Genomic DNA, 14,665 nt, shown 5'->3' with positions numbered 1-14,665 from the left:
GTGCTTATCGCTCAGCGCCCGACCCTGTCGGAAGAGTCCGTCGACGAGTTCCGCTCGCGGTTCGTGATCGAACCCCTGGAGCCCGGCTTCGGATACACGCTCGGCAACTCGCTGCGCCGTACGCTCCTCAGCTCCATCCCGGGTGCGTCCGTCACCAGCATCAAGGTTGACACCGTTCTCCACGAGTTCTCGACCATCGAGGGCGTCAAGGAAGATGTCACCGAGATCATCCTCAACATGAAGGGTCTGGTCGTCTCCTCGGAGCACGACGAGCCCGTCACGATGTACCTCCGCAAGCAGGGTGCCGGCGACGTCACCGCTGCCGACATCCTGCCGCCGGCCGGTGTCGAGGTGCACAACCCCGACCTCAAGATCGCCACGCTGTCCGACAAGGGCAAGCTGGAGATGGAGCTGGTCGTCGAGCGCGGTCGCGGTTACGTCAGCGCCGTGCAGAACAAGGGCGGGGACAACGAGATCGGCCGCATGCCGGTCGACTCGATCTACTCGCCCGTCCTGAAGGTGACCTACAAGGTCGAGGCCACCCGTGTCGAGCAGCGCACGGACTTCGACAAGCTGGTCATCGACGTCGAGACCAAGCCGTCGATCCGTCCCCGCGACGCGATCGCCTCGGCCGGCAAGACGCTGGTCGAGCTCTTCGGCCTGGCCCGCGAGCTGAACGTCGAGGCCGAGGGCATCGACATCGGCCCGTCGCCCGTCGACGAGCAGCTGGCTGCCGACCTCGCCCTCCCGGTCGAGGACCTGCAGCTGACCGTTCGCTCCTACAACTGCCTCAAGCGCGAGGGCATCCACACCGTGGGTGAGCTCATCTCGCGCTCGGAGCAGGACCTGCTCGACATCCGGAACTTCGGTTCCAAGTCGATCGACGAGGTCAAGGGCAAGCTGGTCGAGATGGGCCTGTCCCTCAAGGACAGCGCGCCCGGCTTCGACCCGGCCACCGCCCTCGCCGCGTACGGCGATGACGACGACGACACCTTCGTCGAGGACGAGCAGTACTAATTGAATTTGGCCGAGCGTGTCCGGACTCCGTCCGTCCACGCTGCCGGCCTCGCGGTCGAGGTTCGCTCGGCTTGAGGTCGGCTGGCGGCTGCCGGACCTGGGGTCACCCTCGTACAGCGGTCGCTCGCGGCGGCTGACGGACTCGGGGTCACCTTCGTGCGTCGGTCGCTCTCGGCGGCTGACGGACCTGGGGTCACCTTCGTACGTCGGTCGCCATCGGCACCACACTTCCCGCAACATCTACTCCGGTACCTGACACGGCCGGGGAGAATCGAGAACACAATGCCTACCCCCATGAAGGGTGCCCGCCTCGGCGGAAGCCCGGCGCACCAGCGTCACATCATCGCCAACCTGGCCACTGCTCTGTTCGAGCACGGTCGCATCACCACCACCGAGGCCAAGGCCCGGGTGCTGCGTCCGCACGCCGAGAAGCTGATCACCAAGGCGAAGAAGGGCGACCTGCACAACCGTCGCGAGGTCCTCAAGACCATCCGCGACAAGTCGGTCGTGCACACCCTCTTCACCGAGATCGCGCCGACCTTCGCCGACCGTCCGGGTGGCTACACCCGGATCACCAAGATCGGCCCCCGCAAGGGCGACAACGCCCCCATGGCGGTCATCGAGCTGGTGACCGAGGCCTACAGCCCCAAGGCCCCGTCGACCAAGAAGGTCGAGAAGGCCGCTGCTCCCGTCGAGGAGGCTCCCGCGGAGGAGACCACCGAGACCGAGGCCGCTGCTGACGAGACCGAGGTCAAGGGTCTCGCCGACCTCGGCGACGACGCTGCCGCTCCTCTCGAGGACGGCTCGGCCCCCGAGGGCTTCACCATCAAGGGCAACCAGGACTCGATGAAGTTCCACACCACCGAGTCGCAGTGGTACGACGCGACGGTTGCCGAGGTCTGGTTCAAGACCGAGGAAGCCGCCGAGGCCGCTGGCTTCACCAAGGCCGGCTGACCACTCTGCTCGCACTCGTCGGCCCGTCACCGTTCGCGGTGGCGGGCCTTCGTCATTTCCCGGCAGCGGTTCGGCAGAGGTCAGGGGAGCAGGGCAGGATCCTGGTCGGACCCCAGGCGCGACCCACCGAGGTCGGCGCGTTGACCGGCCGCATAGCCACCGGGCAGGCCCGAGCCGGAGAGCTGGCGCGGCCGCGCCGTACCGAGGCGGGGGTAGGTGTCGGTGACCGCCCGGGCGACGTCGAGCGAGCGGTCGGCGAGCACGAGGCCCATGGAGCGGCCGGCCGCGGCGGCCCGGCCTGCGGCCCCGGTCTCCGCGAGGCGCTCCGCGGTCTCGAGGCGGCGGCTGATGGCCAGCCGGAAACCGGCCAGCCAGGAGCGCCGGAAGGCGGCCTTGTGGTCCCACGCCGGAACCGGTGTGCGGCCCAGCCAGGTCGAGGCCTGCATCAGCAGGCTGGTGAACAGCAGGTCGGCGCGGGCCAGGTCGGACTCGTGTCCGAACAGGTGCACCGCGAACCGCTTGCCGTCAGGCGTGCGATCGGTCATGTGCACCGCGCGACAACGCAACCTGACCGCCACCGCGCTGAGCAGGTCGGCCTTGTCGCGGGCATAGGGCGCCTCGAGATGCACGACGCGGTCGCCCACGACGTCGGACTGCGGCACCTCGGCGGCCAGGAGCGCCTGGTCGATGCCGTAGTCGGCAATGAGCGTGGCCGCCTTGGCCGTGTAGAGCTCGGCCTCCTCGGGCGTCGAGGCGTCGTTCTCGGCCTTGGCCAGCAGCTTGCGGATCTTCGCCAGCATGGGGTGGTCAGCGTGCATGGGGGGAATCCTCTCGTCGGTGGGTGGACAACTCTGCGACACCGCACCGACAGCGGCGGAGGTTCTCCACAGGCATCGTCAGGCGCGCCAGTGCTGCTCGACCAGGCGCAGGCTCTCCGACAGCTCCAGGCCCAGCTGGCGCGCGGTCGCGACGTACGCCGCGGCGGCTGCCCGGGCCTCCCCGCCGGAGGCCGTCGCAGTGCTGGCCACCGACGTGCCGCGCCGGCCCTCAGTCACCACGACCCCGTCGGCCTCGAGCTCCCGGTAGACCCGGGCGACGGTGTTCACGGCCAGCCCGACCTGTCCGGCGAGGCCCCGCACTGTGGGCAGCCTCGTGCCCGGCGTGAGCTCGCCCGAGGCCACCCGCGAGGCGATCTGCACGCGCAGCTGTTCGTACGGCGGCGTGGCCGACTCCGGATCGAGCGGTGTGAACTCCATGCCCGCACCCTATGAGGTGGCGCGGGGCCGATGCGGTAGAGAGGGGGCATGGACAACGTCGCGCTGGTCGTCGGGGAGTCACTGGTGGACGTCGTGCATGCGGCGGACGGATCCGTCACCGCGTTCCCCGGTGGCAGCGCGGCCAACGTCGCGGTCGCCCTGTCGAGGTTGGAGCGGCCCACACTCCTGGCCACGAGCTGGGCCGACGACGAGCACGGCCGGTTGTTGGCCGACCACCTGGCCGCGAACGGGGTCGGCCTGGCCAGTGACCCGCTGCAGCTGGCGAGGACGTCGACGGCGGTCGCCACCATCGGCCCGGGAGGCGGGGCCAGCTATGACTTCGACATCGAGTGGCGCATGGCGCAGCCCACCGACCTGGCACCGGTCGTCGTGCATCTCTGCTCCCTCGGCGCCGTGCTGAGCCCCGGTGCGGACGACGTGCGCGACCTGGTCGCCAGGATGCGAACCGGGGCCACGGTCAGCTTCGACCTGAACCTGCGCCCCGAGGTCAGCGGTCGCGGGGACGAGGTTCGACGGCGGGCGGAGCACCTGGTCGGGCTCAGTGACGTCGTGAAGGCCTCCGACGAGGACCTCAAGGGCCTGTTCCCGCTGCGCTCGGCGCCGGAGTCGGCCGCGGCCCTCCTGGCCCTCGGACCTGCCGCGGTCGTGCTGACCCGGGGGAGCGCGGGCGCGACGTGCTTCACCGCCGAGGCGACCGTCGAGGTCGCGGCGCTGCAGACCGAGGTCGTCGACACCATCGGCGCCGGAGACACCTTCTCCGCGGCCGTGCTCGACGCACTGTGGGCGAGGGACCTGCTGGGTGCCCCGGCGCGCGCTCGCCTGCGCGCCCTTGACCCGGCCGGGTGGCAGGAGGTGTTGGCGCACGGTGCGGCGGCGGCCGCGGTGACCGTCTCGCGGGCCGGCGCCGACCCGCCGTACCGCCGCGAGCTCGAGCGCTGAGGCCGGGCGAGGAGTGACCGGCCGACCGGCAGCCCGTCGCGTGCCGGAGCCATGGCAGGATTGCCGACCGTGCGCATCAGGATCGACTTCGCCTACGACGGCACCGACTTCAGGGGCTGGGCCCGCCAACCGGCGTTCCGCACGGTGCAGGGCGAGTTCGAGAAGGCACTCGCCACGGTGCTGCGCATCGAGAAGGTCACCGTCACCGTCGCCGGCCGCACCGACACGGGCGTGCACGCCCGTGGCCAGGTGCTCCACGTCGACCTCGAGGAAGCCGTCGTGGCCAAGGGCGGCGGGCGCTCCCAGGACCCACCGATGGACGCGCTGCGACGCAGGCTCAACGGGCTCCTCCCGCCGGACATCCGGGTGCTGCGCATCTCGCCGGCCCCTGAGGGCTTCGACGCCCGGTTCTCGGCCAGCTGGCGCCGCTACGTCTACCGGGTCGCGGACACCGCCGCGGCCGTCGACCCGTTGCGCCGCAACCACGTGCTGGCCTGGCCCAAGCCGCTGGACATCGAGGCCATGAACCTCGCCGCCTCCGACCTGCTGGGCCTCCACGACTTCGCGTCGTTCTGCAAGCGCCGCGAGGGCGCCACCACCGTGCGCACCCTGATCGACCTGCACTGGGCGCGCGCGGACGACGGCCTGGCCGAGCTCACCGTGCGCGCCGACGCGTTCTGCCACAACATGGTGCGCTCCCTGGTCGGGTGCCTCCTCGCCGTCGGCGACGGACGGCGACCTCGTGAGTGGCCGGCACAGGTGCTGGTCGCGGGCGCCCGGAACCCGGCCGTGACCGTGGTGCAGGCTCGTGGCCTCACGCTCGAAGAGGTCGGCTACCCGGACGGCGACGAACTGCGCGCGCAGGCCGACCGGGCACGCAACAAGAGGGAGCTCCCGCATGGATGACCACTACTTCTCCGCCGACCCGTCGGTGCCGTTCACCCGTGAGGACTTCACCTGCGAGGTCTGGGGCAACGAGCTCGCCCTGACCAGCGGTTCCGGCGTCTACTCGCGCGGGCACCTCGACCACGGCACCGCGATCCTCTTCCGCGAGACCGAACCACCAGCCCAGGGCCAGGTGCTCGACCTCGGCTGCGGGTACGGCGTGATCGGGCTGGCCGTCGCCCGGGCGGTGCCGCTGGCCAACGTCACCGGTGTCGACGTCAACGCCCGCGCCGTGCTGCTGGCCAACGAGAACGCGAAGTCCCTCGGGCTCGACGGCCGCTTCGTGGCCTGTACGCCGGAGCAGGTGCCCTCGACGTACCTCTTCGACGAGATCTGGTCGAACCCGCCGATCCGCATCGGCAAGGAGGCCCTGCACGAGCTGCTGCTGACCTGGCTGCCCCGGCTGGCTCCCGGCGGCCGGGCAGTGATGGTGGTGGGCAAACACCTGGGCGCCGACTCGTTGCAGCGGTGGCTGGGCGACCAGGGCTACCCGACGACCCGGCTGGCCAGCGCCAAGGGCTTCCGGGTGCTCGAGACGCGCCGGGCCGACTGAGCCCGCGGCCGGGCTGAGTCGTCGTACGAGCGGACTCCTACTGGAGGGGCGCTGCCTCGTCGACGGACTCGTGCTCGGCCCGGTCGAGCCCGTCACGGGCCGCCCGGTCGAGGGTGTCACGCGAGCGTTCCCACCAGGCACACACGGCGAGCACGAAGCCGGCCAGGACGGCGCCGCAGATGATGTCGATGACGTAGTGCTCACCGAAGTAGACCAGGGCCAGGCCCATGGTCGCGGGGTAGGCGAGCAGCAGCCAGCGCAGCCCCGAGCGGAGCCGGATGATGGCGTAGACCGCGATCAGGAACGAGATGCCGAAGTGCAACGAGGGCATCGCGGCCACCGGGTTGCCGACGCCGGTCAGCACCAGGTGGAAGCGGCCCAGGCCGACGGCCTCCCAGCCGCGGTGGGTGATCCGGAACACCGGATGCTCGAGATAGCCGTCCTCGGAGGCCATCCACGGCGGGGCCATCGGGTAGAGGATGTAGATCACGAGCGCGACGAGGTTGGCCCCGACGTAGCGGCGCATCCACTTCTTCCACTCGCCACGGTTGCGCAGCCACAGCACCATGGCCAGGATCAGGCCGGCCACGAAGTGGCTCGTGTAGACCACCGCCAGGGCGATGTCGTACCACCGGGCGGGGCTGTCGGGGTCGCAGGGGGAGCCGCACATGCGCTCCTGGAGCCAGTACGACGGCAGCTCGCCGAACAACGCCTGGTCGGCCTGCACCGGCATGCGGATGTGCACCGGCATCTTCAGCAGCTCGTCGGCCAGGCCGCGACTGTAGAAGTAGACGACGAGCGCGGCCACCGGTATCCACCAGTCGCGCACGAAGTTGAGGTGGTACCGCCATTCCTCCTCGACGTTCCAGCAGATCGTGGCGAGCCACAACCACAGGAAGATCTGGACCGTGTCACTCGGAATGCCGAACCGGACGATCCAGGCGCCGAGCGCGACGGCGAAGACGGCGTAGGCCAGTGCCCGGATTCCGGGCCGCGTCACACCCCGTCGAGAGGGAAGGGCAGAGCGGACCGATGTGTCCCCCGTTGCTTCTGCCATGAGCGGAATGCTACGTCAACCCATGTAAAGGTGGCATTTCCTTATCGGGAGGTGTCGGGACGAAGAATTGCCGGGGTTCGCAACACAATGGACCCCGAACGCGTCTGTTCTGCATGAGCACGATGACCTTGGATGGAGTGGGTGTGACCGATCCGGACTTCGAGTCCTGGGTGACCGCGCGCGGCGGTGGCCTGCTCCGCTTCGCCTACGTGCTGACCGGCAACGCCGCGGACGCCGAGGACGTCGTCCAGGACGCCCTCTCCCGGGCGATCGGCGCCTGGCCTCGGATCTGTGCCGCCGACGACCCCGACGCCTACGTCCGCCGCATGGTGGTCAACGCGCACACCTCCTGGTGGCGCAAGTTCCGCCGCCGGGAGTCCCCGGTCGCCGAGGTGCGCACCGACGGCTCAGAGGTGACCGGCCCGCCGGCGTACGACGACCGGCTCTGGCAGGCCTGCCGCCGACTCCCGGAGGCCCAACGGACCGCGATCGTGCTCCGGTTCTACGAAGACATGGACTACGCGGCGATCGCCGCGATCACAGGCGTCCGCGAGGGCAGCGTCAGGTCACGCGTCTCGCGTGGGCTCGACGCGCTGCGGGCCGAGCTCGGTGACCACGACCACGAAAGGGGAACGGCAGATGAGTGACTTCGAGAAGAGGGTGCGCGACACCCTCGCCGGGCAGGCCGACAAGGCACCCGGCGACGCCTCCGGGCTGGCCGACGCGGCCAGGGCTCGTCGTGGCCGCCGGCGTACGGCGATCGGCGGTGCCGTCGTGGCCGCGGCCGTGGTGGCTGCCATTCCGCTGGGGCTGGCCCTCGTCGACCGCGGCGACTCCGGTGGCCGTGACAGCGCGGCCCGTGAGAGCACGAGCCCTGACACGGGGGCCGCGGACCCCGCCTCCGACCTTCCGGAGATCCCCGACGGCTGGCGGTGGGAGTCGTGGCGCAACGTCGAGGTCGCGGTGCCCGGCGACTGGCGCGACGGCTCGGCGTACGACCTCTGCATCCCGGGGGCACCCAACCAGCCCGCGGGCAACATCAGCCGCGACGCCTACCAGGCCGACTTCGAGCCCGACGTCGAGGGCACGGCAAGCTGCCCGCAGGGCGTGACCTTCCTGGCCGGGACCCCCAAGGAACCGATCGCGGCCGGCGACGGGGTCGCCAAGCGGGTCAGCCTCGCCGGCAACACCCTCGACGTGGTCGCCGCCGACCAAGAGACCCTCGACCAGGTCGTCGCCTCGGCCCACGAGATCACCGAGACCGACAGCCTCGGCTGTGCACCATCGATCGAGTTCGGCACCGCGGCCTTCGGGGAGGCCGAGGGAGCCGTCACGATGTGCGACTACGTCATCGGGGGATACGGGTCCGACCGCAGCACGCCCGTGCTCGACTCCTCGCGCACGCTGAAGGAGGCGCAGGGCGAGCAGCTGACCGCGGCCCTGACCAGCACACGGACGATGGCGAACGCAGCCAAGGTCGACCCCGGGTGCACGCTGTCGAAGGGTGCGCCGCCGGTCCTCGTGCACCGGCTCCAGGTCGGTGACGTGGTGCTGGTCGACATCGCTTCGAGCGACTGCGGCGGCACCCAGATCGTGACCGGTGACGGCCCACAGCAGCTCGACTACGCCCTGCTCGACGCGGTCGACCCGGCCACGATGTCGCTGGGCTGAGCCCGGCGCAAGAACTCGTTTGCTGGCAGGGCCCACGGCGGGGAACAATCCGCTCGTGGGCCATGTCGATGTCGCCGGTGTCCGGTACGAGCTCCCGGACGGCCGGGTGCTCCTCGACGACGTCTCCTTCCGGGTGGGGGAGGGCGCCAAGGTCGCGCTGGTCGGTGCCAACGGCGCTGGCAAGACGACCCTGCTGCGCATCGTCACCGGTGAGCTGACGCCGCACGCCGGCGCGGTCACCCGCACCGGCGGATTGGGCGTCATGCGGCAGATGGTCAACGCCGGACTGGCCGAGGCGCCGACGGTGGCGGACCTGCTCCTCTCGGTCGCCCCACCCCGTGTGCGGGCGGCGGCGGCCGCCGTCGACGAGTGCGAGCGGGCGCTGATGGAATCCGACGACGAGAAGACCCAGATGCGCTATGCCACGGCGCTCTCCGACTTCACCGACGCCGGCGGCTACGACATCGAGGTCATCTGGGACGTCTGTACGACGGCCGCCCTCGGCGTCTCCTACGACCGGGCGAAGTACCGCGACCTCTCCACCCTGAGCGGCGGTGAGCAGAAGCGGCTGGTGCTGGAGTACCTGCTCCGCGGGCCCGACCAGGTGCTGCTGCTCGACGAGCCCGACAACTTCCTCGACGTGCCGGGGAAGATCTGGCTCGAGCAGCGGATCAACGAGTCCGACAAGACGATCCTGTTCATCAGCCACGACCGCGAGCTGCTCGACAACACCGCGACCCGGGTGGTGACCGTCGAGCTCGGCTCGGCCGGAAACCGGGTCTGGACCCACCCGGGCGGCTTCGCGTCGTACCACGAGGCACGCAAGGACCGGTTCCTGCGCTTCGAGGAGCTGCGCCGCCGCTGGGACGAGGAGCACGCCAAGATCAAGGCACTCGTGCTCCGGCTCAAGATCAAGTCGGAGTACAACGACGGCATGTCCTCGCAGTACCGCGCGGCCCAGACCCGGCTGCGCAAGTTCGAGGAGGCCGGGCCGCCGATGGAGCAGCCCCGCGAGCAGCAGGTGACGATGCGCCTCAAGGGCGGCCGCACCGGCAAGCGCGCGGTCGTCTGCGAGTCCCTGGAGCTCACCGGTCTCATGCGGCCCTTCGACCTGGAGGTCTGGTACGGCGAGCGGGTGGCCGTGCTCGGCTCCAACGGCTCCGGCAAGTCACACTTCCTGCGACTCCTGGCGGCCGGCGGCACCGACCCCGACATCGAGCACCAGCCGGTCGGCGACGTCCCCGTCGTACCGGTGCTCCACAACGGGAAGGCAAAGCTGGGTGCCCGGGTGCGGCCCGGCTGGTTCGTGCAGACCCACGAGCACCCCGAGCTGGTCGGTCGCACCCTGCTGGAGATTCTGCACCGGGGTGAGGCCCAGCCCGACGGCCGAGGACGCCAGGGGATGGGGCGCGAGCAGGCCTCACGCGTGCTCGACCGCTACGAGCTGGCGCACGCCGGTGAGCAGCGGTTCGAGTCGCTCTCGGGCGGCCAGCAGGCGCGGTTCCAGATCCTGCTCCTCGAGCTGTCGGGGGCGACCCTGCTGCTGCTCGACGAGCCGACGGACAACCTCGACGTCCAGTCGGCGGAGGCGCTCGAGGACGGGCTGTCCGCCTTCGACGGCACGGTCCTCGCGGTCACCCACGACCGCTGGTTCGCACGCGGGTTCGACCGGTTCCTGGTCTACGGGTCCGACGGCTCGGTCTACGAGTCCGACGGGCCGGTCTGGGACGAGGGCCGGGTCGAGCGGGTCCGCTGAGCCACGGGACACGGCGGCCACGTCCGGCGTACGACGCCCTTGCCGTGGCGCGTGACGCGGGTCACAATGCGGCGAGCGCATCCGCGGACACGACCCGAGTGGAGATCCCCGTGACCGAAGCACCGATCCCGCAGTTCCTCGACGAGCGGCTGGCGTGGTGGGCCGAGCACGACCCGGACGGCGAGGCGATGACCTACCTCGACCGCACCTGGACCTGGGCGCAGTGGAACGACCGGGTACGCCGGGCGGCGGGTGGCCTGCGCGACCTCGGCATCGGCCGCGGTGACGTGGTGGCGTTCCTCGACAAGAACCACCCGGCCTGCGTCGAGATCAGTCAGGCGGCCGCCTCGCGCGGCGCCGCCAACGCCATCGTCAACTGGCGCTCCGCGGGCGACGAGGTCGACTACGCGGTGAACGACTCCGGGGCCCGCGTGCTCTTCGTCGGAGCCGAGCTGATGCCGACCATCGAGGCGAGCCGCGACCGGCTGACCGCCGTGGAGAAGGTCATCGTGGTCACGCCCGACGGCGCCGACGGCGACGAGTACGAACGGTGGCTGGCGGCATCGGAGCCGGTCGGGCGCGCCGACGACGTGACTCCCGAGGACACCTGCCTGGTGATGTACTCCTCCGGCACGACCGGCCGGCCCAAGGGCATCATGCTCTCGCAGGCCAACATGCTCGCGCACACGATCAACGCCCACGACGGATGGGGTTTCGAGCCCGGCGACAAGTCGATGGTCTCGATGCCGTTGTTCCACGTCGGCGGGTCGTCGTACGTGCTCTTCGGCATGCACGACGGCGTGCCGAGCGTGATGACCCGCGACCCCGACGGCGCGTCACTGGCCGGCGCCATCATGAAGGGCGCCAACCGCACTTTCCTGGTGCCGGCGGTGCTGGCACAGGTGCTCCAGTCCGGCCCCGACGCGGTGAAGGTCTTCGGGAAGCTGAAGACCTACACCTACGGCGCGGCCCCGATGCCACCGCCGCTGCTGCGCGCCGCCATGGAGGCCTGGCCCGACACCGACTTCCTCCAGGTCTACGGACTGACCGAGGTCGCGGGTGTCGCCACGCACCTGCTGCCCGAGCACCACCGCGACCCGGGCCACCCGGAGCGACTGCTCTCCGCGGGAATCCCGATCCCGGGTGTCGAGGTGCGCATCGTCGACCCCGCATCCCTCGGGGACGTGGCAGTGGGTGAGGAGGGTGAGATCTGGCTGCGCACGCCGCAGCTGATGCAGGGGTTCCTCAACCGGCCCGACGAGACTGCCGAGGTCATCGTCGACGGTGGCTGGTTCCGCACCGGCGACATGGGCAAGGTCGACGACGGCGGGTTCGTCTACGTGCAGGACCGCATCAAGGACATGATCATCAGCGGCGGGGAGAACATCTACTCGCCCGAGGTCGAGCGGGTGCTCGCCGAGCACCCGGCCGTCCTCGAGGTCGCCGTGATCGGCGTGCCGGACGACACCTGGGGCGAGTCGGTCAAGGGGGTCGTGGCGCTCAAGCCGGACACCACCGCCACCGCCGACGAGCTGATCGCGTTCTGCAAGGCCAGCCTGGCGTCGTTCAAGTGCCCGCGCTCCATCGACGTGATCGAGGCGCTGCCGCGCAATCCCAGCGGCAAGATCCTCAAGCGTGAGCTGCGCAAGCTGCACTGGGGCGGCCGCGACTCCGCCATCGTCTAGCACGCGGCGGTCCGCCCGGCGCCGGGCGGACCGGGATCAGGAGAGCTGGGCCTTGGCCAGCTTCGCCTCGCGGCGTACGTCCTTGGCGAGGCGGCGTGCGTCCTTGCGGGCGGAGGTGGCGGCGTGGCGGGCGCGCCAGGCCACGCCCGGCTTGCCCTCGGTGTCGACGCCGGCCAGCAGCAGGCCGCCGAGCACGCCGGCGTTCTTGAAGAACTGGAGCCGTTGCATGTTCTTCGCGGCGGGGTCGGTCTCCTCCCAGAAGGGGTGACCGGCGACGGTGGTCGGCACGAGGCTCGCGGCCAGCACCGTGGAGGACAGACGCGGCGCCTTGCCGAGGGCCAGGGCCGCGGCGGCCGCGATCTGCACGCCGGCGTTGAGGCGCACGAGCGTCTGCGGGTTCGACGGCACCGGCGCACCCGGCGCGACGCGCTGGGCGAGCGGGACGACCCGGTCGGTGACCTTGGCGGCCTTGGCGGCCAGCACGTCGGAGTTCTTCAGGGCGTTGGTGGCGCCGAAGAAGAACGTGGTCGCGAGGAGCGGACGGGCGATCAGTCGCACGAGAGTCATGCCTCCATTCATACCCGACCGCCAAGTCGGGCGGGAGTCGGGTCCCGGTCGATTTCGGTCGCGTAGTGGCGATAGAGGCAGTACGCCGACGCCGCGCACAGCACGTGCCAGACGGCGTGACCCTGCAGCAGCGAGTCGGGCGAGCAGAGGCCGGTGCCCGACGCCGTGAGGTTCCAGATCGTGAAGGCGACCACCATGCAGGCCACCGCGGCCCAGGCCCACCGCGCGTGAGGGAAGAGACCGCGGCGGACCAGGACTGCCTCGATGGCCAGGCCGACCACGAGGAGGAAGCCGAACGCGACGTTGCCGGCGTACATCACGACCGGGATCTCACGGCTCCACAGCCCGGCGATCTCACACGCGGCGACGAAGACGACGAAGATGACCGCCAGGAAGACCGGCCCACGGTCGAGGAGCCGCATCAGCGCGTAGCCGGCGATGAACGAGGCCACGAGGTACATGCTCGCCATGTCGAGGTGGCCACCGAGGCTGGACTGCGTGGCGTGCTTGGCCATGCTGGCCGGCCCGAGGAGCACGACCAGGACTGCGAACGCGGGGGCGAGTGACCGGTGCCGGCCCAGGGCGCCGCGGGTCGGGCTGTGGCGCAGCAACGACCAGGCGATGGCCAGTCCGGCGGCCACGAACCCGAGGTTGCTCCACGTGTTGGCCGGCTGCTTGATGAACCCGCCGCGGGCGGCCTCGCAGAACGTGTCGCCGCGGCCGACGTCGGCGCCCAGCCACCCGTCGTACGCCGCCAGGAGCAGGAGCCCCACACCGGCGACGGCCACCACCCCGGCACAGACCACGGGCCCCGGACGCACGGCGTGAAGCCGGCGAAGTCCATCGACTCGGTCGCCTTGATGGAGGGGGCGACGAGCTGGCGGGTGCCGTCGGGCTTCTGCTGGTCGATGGCCATCTTCTGTTCCTTGTCCTGGACCAGCTCGAGCCACTGGGCCAGCCAGCCCGGCGTACGGCCGATGGCGAACAGCACGGTGAACATCTCGGGCGGGAACTGGAAGGCCTCGTAGATCAGGCCGGAGTAGAAGTCGACGTTCGGGTAGAGCTTGCGCTTGACGAAGTACTCGTCCTCGAGCGCGATCTTCTCCAGCTCCTTGGCGATCTCGAGGAGCGGGTTGACCCCGGTGACCTCGAAGACGTCGTCGCAGGCCTTCTTGATGATCGTGGCGCGCGGGTCGAAGTTCTTGTAGACCCGGTGGCCGAAGCCCATCAGCTTCTCGTTGCCGGCCTTCACACCCTCGATGAACGCGGGGATGTTCTCCTTCTTGCCGATGCGCCGAAGCATGCGCAGCACGGCCTCGTTGGCGCCACCGTGCAGCGGGCCGTAGAGGGCGCCGACGCCGGCAGCCACTGCCGAGTAGGGGTCGACCTGGCTGGAACCGACCGAGCGGACCGCGTTGGTCGAGCAGTTCTGCTCGTGGTCGGCGTGCAGGATGAACAGCACGTCGAGGGCCTTGACCAGGCGCGGGTCGGCCTCGAACTTCTTCTCGCTCATCTTGAACAGCATGGAGAGGAAGTTGGCGGTGTAGCCGAGGTCGTTGTCAGGGTAGATGTAGGGCTTGCCCTGTGCGTGGCGGAACGACCAGGCGCCGAGCGTCGGCATCTTGGCGATCATGCGCACCATCTGCATGTGCCGGTTGTCCGGGTCGCCGATGTTGCGCGCGTCGGGGTAGAACGTCGAGAGGGCACCGACCGAGGCCATCATCATGCCCATCGGGTGGGCGTCGTACCTGAAGCCCTGCATGAAGGTCTTCACGTTCTCGTGCACGAACGTGTGGTAGGTGATCTCGTGTTCCCAGTTGTCGTACTGCTCCTTGGTCGGCAGCTCGCCGTGGATGAGCAGGTAGGCAACCTCGAGGAAGTTGGACTTCTCGGCCAACTGCTCGATCGGGTAGCCGCGGTACTCGAGGATGCCCTTGTCGCCGTCGATGAACGTGACCGCGCTGCGGCACGATGCGGTGTTGACGAAGCCGGGGTCATAGACCGCCAGGCCGGGTGCTTCCTCGGAAACGCGAATCTTGCCCAGGTCGGCGGCCTTGATGGTGCCGTCGGTGATGGGTACTTCGTACTCGCTGCCCGTGCGGTTGTCTCGAACGGTGAGCGAGCCTGCCTCGTTGGCAGTGACGGCCGGTACGTCGGTCACGTCGGCTCCTGTCGGTGAAAGAGTGTCGTTGACTCTCGTATATGTGTCGGATGCCAACCTATTCCGTCCGTGTCGATGACGCG

Annotated in this window: 14 protein-coding genes and 1 pseudogene; 9 read left to right on the top strand and 6 right to left on the bottom strand. The window is 70.1% G+C overall.

Annotation, left to right across the window (positions count from 1 at the left end):
- Window positions 1-1,017, top strand: coding sequence for a DNA-directed RNA polymerase subunit alpha (locus tag ASD30_RS12640; RefSeq protein ID WP_056681700.1), 1,017 nt, complete (start codon window positions 1-3; stop codon window positions 1,015-1,017).
- A 282-nt stretch (window positions 1,018-1,299) separates the two neighbouring features.
- Window positions 1,300-1,971: a 50S ribosomal protein L17, sunset domain variant gene (rplQ, locus tag ASD30_RS12635; protein ID WP_056681697.1), complete on the top strand. Its 672-nt coding sequence runs from the start codon at window positions 1,300-1,302 to the stop codon at window positions 1,969-1,971.
- A gap of 80 nt (window positions 1,972-2,051) precedes the next feature.
- On the opposite strand, the gene ASD30_RS12630 is transcribed toward rplQ, so the two are convergent.
- Together ASD30_RS12630 and ASD30_RS12625 are read right to left on the bottom strand one after the other, a co-directional pair.
- On the bottom strand, window positions 2,052-2,789 hold the full coding sequence (locus ASD30_RS12630; RefSeq protein ID WP_056681694.1) for a DUF2786 domain-containing protein: 738 nt from the start codon (window positions 2,787-2,789) through the stop codon (window positions 2,052-2,054).
- Window positions 2,790-2,867: 78 nt separating this feature from the next.
- A complete protein-coding gene (locus ASD30_RS12625) occupies window positions 2,868-3,227 on the bottom strand; it encodes a GntR family transcriptional regulator (RefSeq protein ID WP_056681691.1) in 360 nt (119 codons plus the stop codon).
- A 48-nt stretch (window positions 3,228-3,275) separates the two neighbouring features.
- Here ASD30_RS12625 and ASD30_RS12620 point away from each other — a divergent pair, with 48 nt between their 5' ends.
- From ASD30_RS12620 to ASD30_RS12610, 3 genes are all read left to right on the top strand, one after another.
- Window positions 3,276-4,187, top strand: coding sequence for a PfkB family carbohydrate kinase (locus ASD30_RS12620; protein WP_056681688.1), 912 nt, complete (start codon window positions 3,276-3,278; stop codon window positions 4,185-4,187).
- Between the two features lie 69 nt (window positions 4,188-4,256).
- Window positions 4,257-5,093, top strand: a complete 837-nt coding sequence (gene truA, locus ASD30_RS12615; protein WP_235532583.1) for a tRNA pseudouridine(38-40) synthase TruA — start codon at window positions 4,257-4,259, stop codon at window positions 5,091-5,093.
- Window positions 5,086-5,685: a class I SAM-dependent methyltransferase gene (locus ASD30_RS12610; RefSeq protein WP_056681681.1), complete on the top strand. Its 600-nt coding sequence runs from the start codon at window positions 5,086-5,088 to the stop codon at window positions 5,683-5,685. Before truA ends, ASD30_RS12610 begins: the two co-directional genes overlap by 8 nt.
- Window positions 5,686-5,722: 37 nt before the next feature.
- Here ASD30_RS12610 and ASD30_RS12605 read toward each other — a convergent pair whose 3' ends face one another.
- Window positions 5,723-6,742: a phosphatase PAP2 family protein gene (locus ASD30_RS12605; protein WP_082563810.1), complete on the bottom strand. Its 1,020-nt coding sequence runs from the start codon at window positions 6,740-6,742 to the stop codon at window positions 5,723-5,725.
- Between the two features lie 143 nt (window positions 6,743-6,885).
- Between ASD30_RS12605 and ASD30_RS12600 the strand changes: the two genes are divergently transcribed.
- The 4 genes from ASD30_RS12600 to ASD30_RS12585 all read left to right on the top strand — a co-directional run bounded on the left by ASD30_RS12600 (window position 6,886) and on the right by ASD30_RS12585 (window position 11,854).
- Window positions 6,886-7,389, top strand: a complete 504-nt coding sequence (locus ASD30_RS12600) for a SigE family RNA polymerase sigma factor (RefSeq protein ID WP_235529945.1) — start codon at window positions 6,886-6,888, stop codon at window positions 7,387-7,389.
- The gene (locus ASD30_RS12595) at window positions 7,382-8,413 is read left to right on the top strand and encodes a hypothetical protein (RefSeq protein ID WP_056681672.1); all 1,032 of its coding nucleotides are present in this window, start codon (window positions 7,382-7,384) and stop codon (window positions 8,411-8,413) included. Before ASD30_RS12600 ends, ASD30_RS12595 begins: the two co-directional genes overlap by 8 nt.
- A gap of 55 nt (window positions 8,414-8,468) precedes the next feature.
- Entirely contained in the window at window positions 8,469-10,169 is a 1,701-nt protein-coding gene (locus ASD30_RS12590) for an ABC-F family ATP-binding cassette domain-containing protein (protein WP_056681668.1), read from the top strand.
- A gap of 110 nt (window positions 10,170-10,279) precedes the next feature.
- A complete protein-coding gene (locus tag ASD30_RS12585) occupies window positions 10,280-11,854 on the top strand; it encodes a long-chain-fatty-acid--CoA ligase (protein ID WP_056684907.1) in 1,575 nt (524 codons plus the stop codon).
- A 36-nt stretch (window positions 11,855-11,890) separates the two neighbouring features.
- Here ASD30_RS12585 and ASD30_RS12580 read toward each other — a convergent pair whose 3' ends face one another.
- The 3 genes and pseudogenes from ASD30_RS12580 to ASD30_RS12570 form a co-directional block, all read right to left on the bottom strand.
- Complete coding sequence (locus tag ASD30_RS12580; RefSeq protein ID WP_056681666.1) at window positions 11,891-12,421, bottom strand: DoxX family membrane protein; 531 nt, start codon at window positions 12,419-12,421, stop codon at window positions 11,891-11,893.
- Window positions 12,422-12,429: 8 nt separating this feature from the next.
- Window positions 12,430-13,062 (bottom strand): ceramidase, encoded by a 633-nt coding sequence (locus ASD30_RS12575; RefSeq protein WP_235532582.1) that lies wholly within the window; start codon window positions 13,060-13,062, stop codon window positions 12,430-12,432.
- 305 nt (window positions 13,063-13,367) lie between these two features.
- A pseudogene (locus ASD30_RS12570) lies at window positions 13,368-14,582 on the bottom strand (citrate synthase); the annotation flags it as partial.
- Window positions 14,583-14,665 lie beyond the last annotated feature (83 nt).

Origin of the sequence: Nocardioides sp. Root140 (assembly GCF_001426745.1) — a bacterium.
In the GTDB taxonomy this organism is placed as follows: domain Bacteria; phylum Actinomycetota; class Actinomycetes; order Propionibacteriales; family Nocardioidaceae; genus Nocardioides.
The sequence above is the reverse complement of the archived record's forward strand: the minus strand, read 5'-3'. Positions and strand labels throughout refer to the sequence as shown.

Coding starts and splice junctions, on each gene's coding strand:
- ASD30_RS12610 (WP_056681681.1), top strand. CDS start 5,086: ATGGATGACCACTACTTCTCCGCCGACCCGTCGGTGCCGTTCACCCGT.
- ASD30_RS12625 (WP_056681691.1), bottom strand. CDS start 3,227: ATGGAGTTCACACCGCTCGATCCGGAGTCGGCCACGCCGCCGTACGAA.
- ASD30_RS12595 (WP_056681672.1), top strand. CDS start 7,382: ATGAGTGACTTCGAGAAGAGGGTGCGCGACACCCTCGCCGGGCAGGCC.
- rplQ (WP_056681697.1), top strand. CDS start 1,300: ATGCCTACCCCCATGAAGGGTGCCCGCCTCGGCGGAAGCCCGGCGCAC.
- ASD30_RS12605 (WP_082563810.1), bottom strand. CDS start 6,742: ATGGCAGAAGCAACGGGGGACACATCGGTCCGCTCTGCCCTTCCCTCT.
- ASD30_RS12580 (WP_056681666.1), bottom strand. CDS start 12,421: ATGACTCTCGTGCGACTGATCGCCCGTCCGCTCCTCGCGACCACGTTC.
- ASD30_RS12630 (WP_056681694.1), bottom strand. CDS start 2,789: ATGCACGCTGACCACCCCATGCTGGCGAAGATCCGCAAGCTGCTGGCC.
- ASD30_RS12620 (WP_056681688.1), top strand. CDS start 3,276: ATGGACAACGTCGCGCTGGTCGTCGGGGAGTCACTGGTGGACGTCGTG.